General features: G+C 35.5%; 8 protein-coding genes. All 8 read right to left on the bottom strand.

Going from position 1 to position 15978, the window contains the following annotated elements; genetic code table 11:
• Positions 1-184 precede the first annotated feature (184 nt).
• Positions 185-1198, bottom strand: coding sequence for an isoaspartyl peptidase/L-asparaginase family protein (locus tag RC62_RS09310; protein WP_055094807.1), 1014 nt, complete (start codon positions 1196-1198; stop codon positions 185-187).
• Between the two features lie 347 nt (positions 1199-1545).
• Entirely contained in the window at positions 1546-2451 is a 906-nt protein-coding gene (locus RC62_RS09315) for an ROK family protein (RefSeq protein ID WP_055094810.1), read from the bottom strand.
• A 181-nt stretch (positions 2452-2632) separates the two neighbouring features.
• Positions 2633-4093 (bottom strand): glycoside hydrolase family 125 protein, encoded by a 1461-nt coding sequence (locus RC62_RS09320; RefSeq protein ID WP_055094812.1) that lies wholly within the window; start codon positions 4091-4093, stop codon positions 2633-2635.
• 4 nt (positions 4094-4097) lie between these two features.
• Complete coding sequence (locus RC62_RS09325) at positions 4098-6383, bottom strand: GH92 family glycosyl hydrolase (RefSeq protein ID WP_055094814.1); 2286 nt, start codon at positions 6381-6383, stop codon at positions 4098-4100.
• Between the two features lie 93 nt (positions 6384-6476).
• Positions 6477-8741, bottom strand: a complete 2265-nt coding sequence (locus RC62_RS09330) for a GH92 family glycosyl hydrolase (RefSeq protein ID WP_055094815.1) — start codon at positions 8739-8741, stop codon at positions 6477-6479.
• 228 nt (positions 8742-8969) lie between these two features.
• A complete protein-coding gene (locus RC62_RS09335) occupies positions 8970-10958 on the bottom strand; it encodes a beta-mannosidase (RefSeq protein WP_245176803.1) in 1989 nt (662 codons plus the stop codon).
• 236 nt (positions 10959-11194) lie between these two features.
• Complete coding sequence (locus tag RC62_RS09340; protein WP_055094817.1) at positions 11195-12712, bottom strand: SusD/RagB family nutrient-binding outer membrane lipoprotein; 1518 nt, start codon at positions 12710-12712, stop codon at positions 11195-11197.
• Between the two features lie 11 nt (positions 12713-12723).
• Positions 12724-15813, bottom strand: a complete 3090-nt coding sequence (locus tag RC62_RS09345; RefSeq protein ID WP_245176804.1) for a SusC/RagA family TonB-linked outer membrane protein — start codon at positions 15811-15813, stop codon at positions 12724-12726.
• Between the last annotated feature and the right edge of the window lie 165 nt (positions 15814-15978).

The raw sequence follows: 15978 nt of genomic DNA on the forward strand, positions 1-15978 counted from the left end.
TTTATAAATTATACGATTACGGTTACTAAAATACAAATTTAGGATAAATCTTATATTTTAAACTTTTTAAATATTTTATTTTCTAATTTTAACGTTTATAACTAAAACTAACCCAATAAAAAATGCACAAAGATCAAAAAGACCTTTGCGCATTCTAAAAAAAACAATACTCTAATTAAGTATCTTATTTCAGGAAATAATCTGCATCGATTAATTTATTTCCTGTATCATCATAAACGGCATAATTAAAACCTCCCTGAACACAATATGAACCGTATTCTCCGGCTTTGTTCAGGGCAATAAAACCTACCTGAATATCTTTTAAATCTTTATTTCTATTCTTAGTCAGCTTTACAATTCTGGCAACGGCTTCTTCACATGCTTTTTGAGGAGATTTGCCTTGTCGCATTAACTCCACTACTAAATGACAGCCTGTAATCCTGATGACCTCTTCGCCATGACCGGTAGCTGTGGCGGCGCCAATTTCGTTATCTACATATAAACCTGCGCCAATAATGGGTGAATCACCAACACGGCCATGCATCTTGAAAGCCATTCCGCTTGTGGTACATGCACCCGAAAGATTTCCGTTTGCATCAAGTGCAATCATTCCAATGGTATCATGATTTTCGATATTGGCAATTGGTTTGTATTTGCTGTCTTTCAACCATTCTTTCCATTCTTTTTCAGATTCTTCGAGCAATAAGTTTTCTTTCTTGAATCCTTGTGATAAAGCAAATTGCAAAGCTCCGTCACCAACCAGCATTACGTGAGGTGTTTTTTCCATTACGGCTCTCGCAACAGAGATGGGATGTTTTATATATTCTAAACAGGCAACAGAACCTATATTGGCATTTTCATCCATAATACAAGCGTCTAACGTTACACGACCATCTCTATCCGGACGTCCGCCATATCCCACGCTTCTTTCTTTTGGGTCGCCTTCGGGAATTTTAACTCCTGCTTCGACAGCGTCCAGAGCGGTTCCTTTATTTTTTAGAACTTCCCATGCAGCTTCATTGGCCTGAATTCCGAATCGCCATGTCGAAAGTACAATTGGCTTTTTGCCTTTTTTTGAAAGTATTACTTTTTCTTCTTCTTCTAAATTTGAATCATTTGAATTAAATGATTGCAATGCCACAGCAACTGAAGCTATGGCTGCCGTTTTTATAAAATTCCTGCGATTTGAATGTGTCATATTTATTCTTTTATTGGTCACTCCCAATAGCTATCGGGATAAAATTATTAGATATCGCTCCTCTGGAGCTTTAACTAAATAAACGTATCTATCTGCTATAAATATTGCGCTCCTCCGGAGCGATCAATAATATAATTCAATGCATATGAATTATAATCATCTTAATCTAAATAATCTGTGGCAAAAATTTATCAGCCGATGCCTTGGTATTATTTCCACATTAAAATAAAGTCAAGCAAATTTTCTACAATTATTTTGAGCCAGTTTTTCTCCTTATTTGTTGATTCCGTTTTTGCCATTAATCAATTTTTTAGTTATTACTGGTAAAAGTTATTTTCAACGTAAATTTATGAAAAACTATAAAGCAAACTAACAGCGCCAATTAATGCTGCCTCTTCATTATCTTTAGAAATAGAAACCGTAATTTCGATTCCGGCTTCTTTAATTTTTTTATGGAAAGCAGGCAAAAAAAATTCGCTTGCATTTGCAATTTTTCCTCCAATAATAAAACCATCAGCGTCAAATTTTTGTAACCACGGAATCACGATTGCTGCCAAATCTTCTCCCATTTCTTCAAATACTTTTACCGCATTTGCATCTCCATCCACAGCCAGATTATAGATCTCTAATCCGTTGTTTGCATTTTTGCCCGTTAAATTTTTATAACGTCGTAAAAGTCCTCTCGCCGAAACATAATCTTCGGCAATACTTTCCTTAAAAGCAAGGTTATAAATTTCTCCATCTGCCGGCACTGATTCTCCGGCAGCAATTGAAACTCCTTTATCTATAAAACAAGCTCCAAGTCCGGTGCCAAGTGTAATTGCCATTATTTTTTTAGACAAATTTTGAACATCTTTATACACTTCTCCTTTTCCGAAACAAACAGCATCATTTTCAAACAGAATAGGAAAATTGCTTGTCAGGTTAAGCGTCCCCTGAAATAAATAACGAACATTAAGTCCGTAAAAATGTTCATATTTAGACTGGTCCTTTATCCAGCAAATTCCGTTTTCATAATCAAACGGACCGGGCATACAAACTGATAATCCTATTACATTTTCGACTTTAGAATTTTTGATCGAAGTACGTATTGCTTTTTCCCAAATAGACATTACCTCATCTACAGGCAAATTAGAGTCAAATGATTCTTTATGTAATGAAAGATCAACTACTTTCATATTTTTAACATCTATAATAGCAGTGGTAATATGTGTGCCTCCAATATCAATTCCTACGGCATATTCTTTATTCATTCTTTGTTTTTTTGAATTGAACCATTAAGAGATTAAGAAATTTTAAGTTTGATTCTCATTTTTTAAATCCTTAAGAAACTAAGTCTGACTGCTTAATTTTTCTTAATTTCTTAATGGTAATTTTTTCCTGATTTTTAAAAAACTTAATTTTTACTGATTCTTTAACGGCAGATATTTTATTTTAAAGGTTTTTATCTTTTAAGATTTGGGGATAATGAATGCTGGTATGAACAATCATTTCTCCAAATAGTGTGTTGGCCCACGCAAACCATTTTCTTGTAAACTTTGTTACATCATCTTTGTGGAAAGATTCGTGCATAAATCCTGTATCTGCATTTGTTTTGATCAAATTGCTGATACAATGTTTTATTTCATTTTCATCTACACTGGTAATCGCTCTTAAAACAATACTCATTGGCCATATCGTATCTACTCCGGTGTGCGGACCTCCAACTCCTTCGCCCGCTTTTCCTTTATAGAAAAACGGATTATTTTCTGAAAGCACGACTTTTCTGGTATTCAGATAAAGCTGATTATCCGGCTCAATTGCGCCTAAATACGGTAATGATAATAACGAAGGAACATTGGCATCATCCATCATATGAAAACTTCCGTAACCATTGACTTCAAAAGCAATGATTTTTCCGAATTTTGGATGTTCAATAATTCCGTTTTCTTCTAATCCTTTCTGAACCTGACCTTGTAATTCTTTGGCTTTAGCAACTAAATTATCGTCTTTTAATGCTGGTAAAGAGAAAATTTCCTGAAGATATCCTAACACTTCAATAGCAAACATATTACTCGGGATTAAATATCCAAACAAAGTACTATCGTCACTTGGTCTGAAAGTCGAAACGATTAATCCGCATGGTTTTACCGGATATCCGTAACCTCCCAAAGGCACGCCATCTGTAGCCCAGGCTGTTACTCGCTGAAAATTGTATGGTCCTTTATCTGTCCAACGTTGCTGTTCTTTGAAAGTTTGAATAACCAAAAGCATCGCTTCTTTCCACTTACTATCGAACAAACTAATATCTCCGGTTTCCTTCCAATATCCGTGCGCGAGTCTTATTGGATAACACAAACTGTCAATCTCCCATTTACGTTCGTGAATACCGGGCTGCATTTTGGTCATGTCATTTTTCCATTCGCTTACCTGATTAAAATCTTTGTAAAAAGCATTCGCATAAGGATCTAATAAAATACATTTGGTTTGGCGGTTGATTACTCCTTTTACCAATTCTGCCAGTTTTTTATCTTCTTTTACAAACGGAATATAGGGCCAAATCTGCGCTGTACTATCACGCAGCCACATCGCATCGATATCTCCTGTAATTACATACGTATCCGGTTTTCCGTCGATGATTTCAAAATCTACAGTTGTATCTAAAGTGTTTGGAAAACAGTTTTCGAACAACCAAGCCAATTCCGGATTCGCGATTTGCTTTTTGATTCTCACAATTGCAGCTTCAACAGCTTTACTCGTAAATTTTCTTTCGGCTAATGGTGGCCTTTTGGTAATAAAATCTTTTAATGCGAAATTGAAAGCATCTGTATTCATTCCGAAAACATCGGTTTGAAGCGCTAATAATCCTGCTGAAAAAATCCCCGTGTTTTTTATAAATTTTCTACGTGATTGCATAGTATTATTTTGAAGTTGAATAAGAATATGGATAAGAACTTGCCGAAGTTCCTCTTTGTAAATTAGGTTTACTGCTCATGTCAAAATTTAACTCTCCGCCTTTTAATACATCAAAATGATTGATGAAATTTTTGGTATGAGTTGCATTGTTCCACTTTAAATCCTGAACATATTTATTGGTTTCAGAATTATTTGGTGCATTGATTACTAATTTTTTTCCGTTTTCTAATTGCAAGGTTAATTTCTTAAATAATGGTGCTCCAAGAACATATTCGTCTGTTCCGGGACAAACTGGATAAAATCCCATTGCTGAGAAAACATACCAGGCAGAGGTTTGTCCGTTATCCTCATCTCCGCAATATCCATCCGGAGTTGGTTTGTACAAACGGTTCATCACTTCACGAGACCAATATTGAGTTTTCCAGGGTTCGCCAGCATAATTGTACAAATAAATCATGTGCTGAATGGGTTGATTTCCGTGAGCATATTGTCCCATATTCATGATTTGCATTTCGCGAATTTCATGAATAACTGCACCATAATAACTATCATCAAAAATTGGCGGAGTGGAGAAAACGGCATCTAATTTTGCGGTGAATTTTTTCTCGCCACCCATTAAGTCAATCAAACCATGAATGTCATGAAAAATACTCCAGCTGTAGTGCCACGCATTTCCTTCTGTAAAGGCATCTCCCCATTTAAACGGATTGAAATCTTTTGGAAAACTTCCGTCTTTATTTCGACCGCTCATTAAACCAATTGACGGATTATAAAGATTCTTATAATTCATCATTCGTTTTTCGTATAAATTGATTTCTTTTTTAGGGCGGTTTAAGGCTTTTGCTAATTTCCAAATTGAGAAATCATCGAAAGCATATTCTAATGTTCTGGCTGCATTTTCATTGATTTTTACATCATAAGGAACATAGCCCAAAGTGTTGTAATACGCTACTCCTTTTCTTCCTACAGCTTCTAATGGGCCTTCGTTATTGGCGCCATGCAATAAAGCTTCGTACAATTTATTGATATCATATCCACGCAATCCTTTTACATAAGCATCAGCAACTACAGAAGCGGAGTTATTCCCAACCATTACATCTCTGAATCCCGGACTTGACCATTCCGGCAAGAAACCGCCTTCTTTATAATCGTTGATTAAACCTTGCTGCATTTCTGTATTGATCGAAGGATAAACTAAATTTAACAAAGGATATAAGGCTCTGAAAGTATCCCAAAATCCTGTTCCTGCAAACATATAACCCGGCAAAACTTGTCCATTATACGGACTGTAATGCACGATTTCTCCTTTTGCATTTACTTCATATTGCTTCTGCGGAAAACAAGCGGTGCGATATAAACTGGAGTAAAACGTTTTTAGTTGTTCTTCGCTTCCACCTTCGGCAGATAATTTTCCTAAAACTTTATTCCATTCTTGTTTTGATTGTGCTACAGTTTCATTAAATGAAGAAGTTCCTAATTCGTTTTTTAAATTTAATTCTGCTTGTTCTGCGCTAATAAATGAAGAGGAAACTTTTACGTTTACGATTTCTCCTTTTTTGGTTTTAAAACCTACAACTGCGCCAACATGATTGTCTTTTAATTCTAATTTGTCTTTTTCCAGAACTTTATCATGCCAGGTATAATTAGTAGCAAATGGCTTATCGAATTGAAGAACAAAATAATTCTTAAAGTTCTCCGGAACTCCGCCACTATTACGCGTTGTGTATCCTATAATTTTATTTTCTGACGGAATTATTTTAATGTAAGATCCTTTATCAAAAGCATCAATTACAATAGAAGATTGTTCGTTTTCAGGAAATGTAATCTGAAAATGTGCTGCTCTTTCGGTAGCTGTAATTTCTGTCGTTACATCATAATCGGCTAGATATACGCTGTAATAATACGGCTTTGAAACCTCAGCTTTATGGCTGAACCAACTTGCTCTTTCGTTTTCTTCAAAAGTCAATTTTCCGGTTACTGGCATAATCGAAAACTGTCCGTAATCGTTCATCCAAGGCGATGGCTGATGCGTTTGTTTGAATCCTCTAATTTTTTCTGCGGTATAAATGTACGCCCATCCGTCGCCCATTTTTCCCGTTTGAGGCGTCCAGAAGTTCATTCCCCAAGGTCGGCAAATTGCAGGATACGTATTTCCGTTCGAAAGACTATGCAAAGATTGTGTTCCCATTAAAGGATTTACATATTCTACAGGATCTAAAGTTTTAACTTGTGCATTTGCTGCAAAAAAACATTGCATTACCCCTAAAAAAAATAAACTCTTTATTTTCATTTTGTGTGAATTGTGTGTTGTAAAATGTGATCTGAAAACTGAAAACTGTGACTAAAAAACCACCTCTAAAATCTATATTCTAAAATCTTAAATCTAAATAGGTCTATCTTCTTTTTTTACTCCAAAAGTTGTTGATGGCTTGCTTCCCATAAACAATTTTAATTCTCCTCCTTTTGCGATCATATCATGTGTGATGTATGATTTTGTATAAGGTTTTCCGTTATATTCTGCTTTTTGAATGTAGATGTTTGTTTTGCTATTATCGATTGCATTCAATGTAAACGAAATTCCTTCTTTATGATGAATTGTTGCTGTATTTACCAACGGACTTCCTAAAACATAAATCCCGTTTGCCGGATTAACCGAATAAAATCCCATTGAAGAGAAAACATACCAAGCCGACATTTGTCCTAAATCTTCATTTCCACATAATCCGTCAGGTTTTGTCGAGTAGAATTTATCATCGATTTCGCGAATTAGTTTTGCTGTTTTCCAAGGTTGTCCTGCGTAAGAATACAAATACGGGATATGGTGATTTGGCTCATTTCCTTGTGCATATTGACCAATTAATCCGCTGATATCAGGTGAAATTTCTTCTCCTTCTACTTTATCTGTGATTAAGAAAAGGGAATCTAATTTGGCTAAAAATTTATCTTCACTTCCAAATAATTCAATTAAACCATACGGATCCTGTGGAACTAACCAAGTATATTGCCACGCATTTCCCTCAACATAATCGTCTTTACGATGCGCTGATGAAAGCGGATTAAATGGTGTTCTCCAATTACCATCGGTTAATTTTCCTCTCATGAAAGTGGTTTCTTTATCGAAATACAATTTGTATAAATTGGCTCTTTTAGTGAAATAATTATAATCATCTGTTTTTCCTAAAGATTTTGCCATTTGCGCCACACAATAATCATCGATGGCATATTCTAATGCATTACCAACAGATTCTAACATTTTATCAGCCGGAATATATTCTAGTTTTTGAACATAATCCATTCCGTCACGCGTTTGCATCGCTGTTTTTTTGATCGCTTCGTATGCCAATGCTGTATCGTAATCTCTATATCCTTTCATGTAAGCATCTACAATCACAGCAATCGAGTGATTTCCGTTCATCGTATTGGTTTCATTGCCCATTAAATGCCAAACCGGTAATCTGCCTTGTTGTTCGTAGATTGCCAAAAATGACTTAACAATATCGTTAATTTTATTGGGTTGTGTAATCGTGTATAAAGGATGCAAACCTCGATAGGTATCCCAAAGTGAGAAAGTGGTGTAGTTTGTAAAATTTGCTTTTTCGTAAACTTTCTTGTCTGTTCCTCTGTAATCTCCGTTTACATCATTAAAAATTGAAGGCGCAAACATGGTGTGATACAAAGCGGTATAAAAAACTTTCGTCGTTTTGTCATCTGCTTTGATTTGAATTTTGTTCAATTCTTTATTCCATTTTGAAGTCGCTTCTTTTGCAACGGCATCAAAATCCCAACCCGGAATCTCAGCTTTAATATTCGCAGAAGCGTTCTCATAACTTACCGGAGAAATCCCCACTTTTACTAAAACTTGTTTGTTTTTTAAATTTGTAAAATCCAAAACAGCTTTCATTTTTAGTCCTTCACCTTCGTTTCCTTTAACGGCTGATTTATCATCGTACAATGCTATATTTGAAATTGGCTCTGAGAATTCCATCGTAAAGAAAATACGCTGATCAGCTGCCCAACCTGCAGAATATCTGTATCCAACAAGAGTAGTTTCGTTGATTTTTTTGATGAACGTTTTTACTGGTTTATCCCAACCTATTCCGTCTGCAAGATCTAATAAAACGTGATTGTCTGTCGTAGTATTAAAAGTATATTTATGAAAACCTACTCTTTCGCTGGCAGTTAACTCGGCTTTGATTTTGTATTTATCTAATACAACGCTGTAATATCCGGCTTTGCTTACTTCGTTTTTATGAGAGAAATAAGAACCGTAACCCGTTGCCATATCTTCTTTTGTTCCTTTGGTAAGTGGCACTTTTCCTGAAACTGGCAATAATAAAATATCATTTAAATCTCCAATTCCGGTTCCGCTTAAATGCGTGTGTGTGAATCCTAGAATTGTATTACTTGCATAGTTGTATCCGCTGCACCAATCCCAACCTTCAAAGACATTTACTGGGCCTAATTGTACGGCTCCAAAAGGAACATTAGCGCCCACAAATACGTGTCCGTGTCCGGCAGAACCTATCAATGGATCTACGTATTTAGTATAATCTGAACTTGTTTGTTTTGCTTTCTTTTCCTGTGAAATTACCGCTAAACTACTTAGCATAATTATAGCGAAAACAATGTTTTTGAATTTTGTAACCATTTTAATTATTTTTATTTGACTTGTGTAAATTATGGGCCACGGATGATACGGGTTAAACTGATTTACACGGATATTTTTTAATCTTTGAACTTAAATTTAACCGCAAAGTATGCAAAGATTTAATTTTTAATATTTAGTGAAGACGCACTGCTGTGCGCCTCTACGGAAAACCTTTGTCTCTTTGAACCTTTGTTCCTAAAAACCTCAGAACCTCAGCAACTTAAAACCTTAGTACCTTGATAAAACCTCATACAAAGAGTAAACTTTTAAAACCGGTTTTGCGATTTTCCCTTCGAACGTGATTGTTTTTTCTTCTCCGGGTTTCAAGTCGAAGTAATTATCGCTCCATTTTCCGGTATATCCTTTTATGGAAACGTTTACATATTTGGCAAATTTTGACGCTTTTAAAACTACTTTATTTCCTTTTACTTCCCAAGTAATTTTTGGATCTTCGAGTGTTAAATTTATCGGGCGCGTGAGATCTATTTCGGGAGTTTTATCATCTCGATAGGCTTCTTTCATGGCATACCAAGCCGCTTTTGGTTGTCTGTCATAATAATCGGTTACACTCCAGCTTGCTACTGGCCAACAATCGTTAAGCTGCCAGACTAAAGTTCCCATATTATAAGGCGCTTTTGAACGGTGAATACCGATAATGTTTTTAAGCGAATAATATTGCAAACATTGTGTGAGGTAACTATAATCCTCAACATTCATTTTCTTTATTTTAGTCGAATCAATGAAATATCTGTTTAAATAGGAATCTAATTTCAGGAATCCTTTTCCTGCTTTTTGATGCGCCTGCAAAATATCTGAATATAAATAGTGGTCTTCCGGCAGTGTAAATTTTTCTATAGAAGAATAAGTTGGCATTGCCTGCATTCCGTATTCGCTCACAAAACGTCCTGTTTTTTTCTGTACGGCTTCGACATCTTCTAATCCCCACCAGGTTCCCCAATAATGGCTGTCACCTTCTGTAATACTGGCTTTTCTGGACCAATGAAATAATGGTGATGAGCTAATATAAGGACGTTTAGTATCAACTTCTTTTACCCATTTCGGGATACTGTCCTGAAACAAACGAACATAATCTTTCCATAATCTGGTGGAATCCTGCTTAGACATTTTCATACTTTTTTGCCATCCCCAATCTTTAAAGGCTTCGTCGATTTCATTATTTCCGCACCATAAAACAATACTTTTATGATGGCGTAAACGTTTTACCTGATACTGAACTTCTTTTTTTACATTATCAAAAAAAGCATCATCTCCGGGAACCATTGTTCCGGCAAACATAAAATCCTGCCAGACGTAGATTCCATTTTTATCGCATAAATCATAAAAATAATCGTCTTCATAAATTCCGCCTCCCCAAACACGAAGCATATTCATATTGGCATCTTTCGCCATACCAATTACTTTTTCGTATTCTTTTTTGGTTACTCTCGAAAGAAATGCATCTGACGGAATATAATTGGCGCCTTTCATATAAACCGGTTTTCCATCAATCTTAAAATAAAATGATTTACCCAGGCTATCGGGTTGTTGCACCAATTCTATTTTTCGATCGAGTACATATGGTTTCTCTGGAGTTTTTTCGTCGTATGCTTCTAATCGCGGTGTTTTCCAGATTCCGCAAGTCGTGAATTTTGGTCCCCAGTCCCATCCAAAATGATATTGTGCTTTTCGTACATAGGCACGCGGATTATCCGGAATCACAAATGGAAAATCTTTTTTGGCGAGTGAATCAACTACATTTTGTGCCGATTTAAATACGACAACCAAATCATTATTTCCGGATTTAATGAGTTTTTTGACATCAACTCTCCATTGACGAAACATATTATCGGCTTTTAAAACCAATTGATTGTTGAGGTAAACGGTTGCGTAAGTATCCAATCCGTCAAAAACCAACTCTGCATTTTTCTTTTTTAATGTTGCTGCACCAATTTTAAAAGTGGTTTTATATTCCCAGTCTTTCTTTTCGATCCAGGCAACTTTTTTTTCATTGTCTCTGTAAAATGGATCCGGTATTGTTTTGTTGTTCAGTAAATCAGTATGAATTTCTCCCGGCACGGTTGCAGGATACCATTTATCAGTTTTTATTTCTCGATATTGCCAATCTTCTTTTATATCAATACTTTGAGCATTGATTACAAATGAGAAATTCGCAATACAAAGAGATATTACCCAATAAAAGTTTTTTATATATTTCATTTTTTATTTTTTTACTGCAAGTGATATTGTAACGCGGATGACACGGATTTAAACGGATTTTTAACCTTTGAATATAAAAAAAATTAACCGCAAAGTGCGCAAAGCTTTGTCTCCCTAATCTTTCCTCTTTCTTCTTTCTTCTTTCTTCTTTCTTCTTCGAAACTCTGAATCTTTAAAAAATAAGCCGGGCGGTACAGGTATTCCCTCCCGACTTATTTTAACTAACCTAACCAAATTTATTGTTTATCCCACCAGATTCTGGTTGTCATTCTGTCTAATCCCTGACGGCTTATTGCTTGTTGGTAATTATCTGCATTTGTTAAAAGCTCAGACTGATCGTAGATTAATCTTCTCGGAATTGTTCCGTTTGTTTCTCCCGTAGGATCATTTACAGGAACTAAAACCGGATATCCTGTTCTTCTGTATTCTGAAAAAGCTTCAAAACCATTAAACAACAATACAATCCATTTTTGAGTGATAATCTGTTCGATTTTTTGAGCCTCAGTTCCAGCAATTTTAAAAGGATGAGCCGTCATATAAGCAGTGTATTCAGCAGGTGTAACCGCTGGTACTTTATCTCCAAAAATAGTTAATACTTCCATCGCTGCTTTTACTCCGTTATCATAGTACTGCTGTGCACTTCCGCCAACGTTCCAGCCTTTTACAGCTGCTTCTGCCAATATATATTGAACTTCAGCATATGACATAATTAATGTTGGTGCATCTAAACGTAATACTGTAGAAGTATTTGGGTCTGAGAAAACTTTTTTGTCTCCACCCGGAAAGTCTTTAGCATCATTGGCAAGACCTTGTTGGTTTGCCGGATTATTATCTCCTGTTGCTTCTAATTTAGCATAGATTCTTAAACGTGGATCATTATTGTTTTTCAACTGATCGATAAATGTTTTACTGAATTTTATATTTGATTCTCCTCCGTTCAAATCATTTGTAACCCACGAAGATGTGATAGGATTCGTTCTAACTCCCTGTGGACCTGAATCATGTTTTAAAACAAGGCTATCATCATTTGAAGCAAAAACACCTTTTGAAACTGCTTTTTCTACATATTCCTTAGCTTTGGCCGGATTTACTTTAGACAAACGCATGGCTACTCTAAGCATTACGGAGTTGGCTAATTTTTTCCATTTGGCAACATCACTTTGGTAATACAAATCTGCTGCACCAACAAAACCTTTGTTCGCATCTAATGCTGTTCCGGCTTCGTCCAATTCTTTTAAAAGGTCATTGTAAATAGCTTCCTGAGTGTCATATTTTGGGGTAAAAATATTTCCATTATATCCTTTTCCTGCTTCAAAATAAGGAACTTCTCCATAAGTATCTGTTAGTTTTTGAAACATTAAAACTTTCATGATTCTTAAAGCCTGAATTGCATTTGAATTTTCATCATTGTTTGGCAAAACCGACATTAACTGATAAATCTGGTTCAATCCTTTTCCATAAGATTCCCCAAAAAGGGCAGCTGAATATTCAGAAGAATAGGTGTATTTTGAACCCGCTCCTCCTGGTGAAGAAAATTGCTGTACGATTTGTGCGGCATAAATATTATTTCCTCTTGTATTTGAAAAATCCTGACCGTCAACATAAATCTCAGCTAATGTAAACATCGATTTTACTGCAGGTTCTGTTAAGGCATTTGGATTCGTATTCATTTCTTCGAATCCTTTATCGCATGATGCTAATGTCATTGCACTAACAATTGCGACACAAAATATTTTAATATATCTATTTTTCATCTTTTTTATTATTAGAATTTGACATTAAGTGTTATACCATAATTTCTTGTCAAAGGCATAGAAGCTCTTTCAAGTCCCTGAGCATTACTATTATTATAGTTTGACTCTGGATCTATATTTGGCACTTTGTCATAAATTGTCCATAAATTATGAGCAGAGAATGCTAAACTAATCGATTGGAAAGGTGTTTTTTCGATATACGATTTTGGAAAATTATAGCTAAAAGAAATAGATCTTAACTTCACAAAATCAGCATCGTATACAAAATTTGATGTTACATCGCTATAACTTCTCCAGTAATCATATGCAGAAACGGTTGTGTTTACAGGATTTCCGTTTGTATCAGTTCCTGAAACAGCAACTCCGCCTTCACGACCAGCAAGTGAAGCTTCAGATAATCCGTAACGCATTCCTAATTGATTTGTTGCAGAATAAATTTCTCCTCCAAATTTAGCATCTACAAAAACAGAAAGTGTGAAGTTTTTATAAGAGAAATCATTTGAAAGTCCCATTGAAGTTGGCGCAACACCTTGTCCTGCAATAATTAAGTTTCCTCTAAGGAATTTACCGCTTGGATCAAGTACAATGTTTCCGTTTGTATCTCTTAAATAATCATAAGCTTTGATTACACCAAAAGGCTGTCCCTTTTCTAATACTACAGAAGCTCTTGCATCTCTGTTATCATCTAACAATTTTGTTGGAATTTTATCAGAAAGATTAACAACTTCACTCTTGTTGTAGGCAAAATTGTAACCAACACTCCAGCTAAAACTAGGTGTTTTTACTGCTTTTACATTTACAGCAAATTCTACACCCTGATTCAGGATTTCTCCCACATTGATTTTTGTAGTTCTGTAACCTGAAGCTTTAGAAATATCAGCATCAGCAATATCATTCGTTGTTCTTTTTTGGTAAAAAGTCAAATCTGTACTTAATCTATTGTTGAAAAATGTATTTTCAAAACCAAATTCGATTGTACTTACATTATAAGGTTTTAAGAATTTGTTTGGAACTGTTTCTCCATTAACACCCAAAATTGGTTGTCCTTGCGAATCAGTTTGTCCATCTGGCGCAGTATACGTTAATGATAAAGCATACGCATCCGGCAAAGCTCCACCAACGTTACCCCAACCTGCTCTAATTTTACCATAAGACATCCATTCCGGTAATTTAACTATTTCAGAATAAATAAAACTTGTACTCACAGATGGGTAAAAAGTACTGTTATTTGCCGGATCTAAAGTTGAAAACCAATCTTCACGGCCTGTTAAACTAACATACAAGAAATCTTTATATCCTAAATCTGCTGAATAAAAAAGTGAATTTACTTCGCTTTCAGAAAATAATTTTTCTGTTTTTACAGGCTGAGTGTTTGCGTAAAAATACTTGAACGGAACAATAAAGTTATTTCCTCTCATTTTAATACCACTCATTCTGTTATCCTGACGGTTTGCTCCAACAAAAGCATCCAAAGAAAGATTTTTTACGATATCGCCTTTGTATCCTAAATAACCTGAAGCATTAAACTCAGAACGGTTTTGAACTGTGTTTTCATAAGCTCCACCCGGTGCATAGTTAATTCCGGTTGGTTCAATCTCTGTAAATTCATAATTAATATCATCAATACCCAATACAGCTTTTGCGTAAATTTTATCGGTAATATTATAATTTACTTTCGCAGAACCTATAAAACGTTTTCTAAGATCGTTATTCAGGGTTTCCTGCGTTGCAAAGTAGGGATTTGTCTGATATACATTTGATTGAAAATAATCTGCTTCTCCTCCATTTTCATCATATGCATTGTTGATCCATCTGATATCTGTTCCCGGAGTCATAAAAGTAACCGGAAAAGATGGGTTTCTTGGAGAATCATTCAAATAAGGTCTGTTATGGCTTTTCTCAGAAATATACTGTGCGTTTGTCTCGATACTTACCTTTTTGTTTGGTGCCGAATTTAAACTTAAAGTCACGTTATTTCTTCCAAAGTTAGTTCCGGGCAAAATAGATTCGTCTTTCGTATTTCCAAAAGATAACCTGAAATTAGTTGTTTCATTTCCTCCGGAAATTGCTAAAGTATTACTGAAAGAATATCCGGTTCTGTAGAAGTTTTTAACGTTATCCTGTCCGTAAGCCTGATATGGTCTTGTAATTCCATCAATACCAAGAGACGGAGTTCCGTCGTATTTATCTCCCCATGCGAAATAGTAAGAATCTCCAAGTTCCTGTGCGTTTGCAAATCTTGTTGCAACACCATTTACAGGCGCTCCCGCTCCGTATTGATCTTGCCAGTGTAAAAGAGTTGCCGGTGTATTGAAGGTAGAATTTGTACTAAAATCTACTCCAATTCCTGTTCCGCTTTTTCCTTTTTTAGTTGTAATTAAGATAACACCGTTTGATCCTCTGTATCCGTAAAGTGCAGAAGCGGCACTACCTTTAAGTACTGACATCGAAGCGATATCATCCGGATTGAAAGAAGACATACCATCTCCTTTATCAGCTCCTCCGTACATTCCGGCATTTCCTTGTTGACTATTATCAATCGGGATACCATCTACAACATACAAAGGCTGGTTAAGACCGGAAGCCGATGTTGCTCCACGAATTACAACACGGCTGGAACCTGAAGGTCCTGAAACCGGTGCAGAAACATTAACTCCGGCAATTTTTCCCTGAAGGGCATTTCCTAAGTTAATTTCTTTATTCTTGGTCAGCTCGTCTCCTTTTAATTCTCCAACGGCATAACCTAAACTTTTCTTTTGTTTTTTAACACCAAATGAGGTCACTACAACATCTTTTAGTTCTTGTGTGTTTTCGATCAGGACAACAGCAACTCTGTTTTCATTTTCCTGAAGCACCACTAATTTTGATGCAAAACCTATAGAAGATACGTTTAATGTTACCTTTCCTTCCGGAACATTCATTTTAAATCGGCCTTCCGCATCTGTAATTGCACTAAACGGTTTTCCCTGAACCTCTATCGATGCAGCAACAATTCCCTTGTTCTCTGCATCAGCCACTATGCCTGTTATTAATCGGTTTTGTGCAACAGCACCTAAGCTGCTCAACAATACCATTCCTAACACTGCCAATATTCGTTTCATAAGCATTTTTTTTTGGTTATTTGTTTTGATTTTGTTTTAACGTGATTGTTTTTAAAAAATTAATAAAAATTTGAACTCAATTTTAATATGGTATTTTAAGATCTCCATCTTTAAATACTATCTTTTTATAGCAATATATTTGTGCCCTGATTTCAAGAAATCGAT

It is taken from the genome of Flavobacterium aquidurense (assembly GCF_001404985.1).
In the GTDB taxonomy this organism is placed as follows: Bacteria; Bacteroidota; Bacteroidia; order Flavobacteriales; family Flavobacteriaceae; genus Flavobacterium; species Flavobacterium aquidurense_B.

What these genes read in the sequence shown, in the direction of transcription:
- RC62_RS09320 (WP_055094812.1), bottom strand. Translation starts at nt 4,093, where the DNA reads ATGCAATCACGTAGAAAATTTATAAAAAACACGGGGATTTTTTCAGCA.
- RC62_RS09315 (WP_055094810.1), bottom strand. Translation starts at nt 2,451, where the DNA reads ATGAATAAAGAATATGCCGTAGGAATTGATATTGGAGGCACACATATT.
- RC62_RS09340 (WP_055094817.1), bottom strand. Translation starts at nt 12,712, where the DNA reads ATGAAAAATAGATATATTAAAATATTTTGTGTCGCAATTGTTAGTGCA.
- RC62_RS09345 (WP_245176804.1), bottom strand. Translation starts at nt 15,813, where the DNA reads ATGAAACGAATATTGGCAGTGTTAGGAATGGTATTGTTGAGCAGCTTA.
- RC62_RS09330 (WP_055094815.1), bottom strand. Translation starts at nt 8,741, where the DNA reads ATGGTTACAAAATTCAAAAACATTGTTTTCGCTATAATTATGCTAAGT.
- RC62_RS09335 (WP_245176803.1), bottom strand. Translation starts at nt 10,958, where the DNA reads ATGAAATATATAAAAAACTTTTATTGGGTAATATCTCTTTGTATTGCG.
- RC62_RS09310 (WP_055094807.1), bottom strand. Translation starts at nt 1,198, where the DNA reads ATGACACATTCAAATCGCAGGAATTTTATAAAAACGGCAGCCATAGCT.
- RC62_RS09325 (WP_055094814.1), bottom strand. Translation starts at nt 6,383, where the DNA reads ATGAAAATAAAGAGTTTATTTTTTTTAGGGGTAATGCAATGTTTTTTT.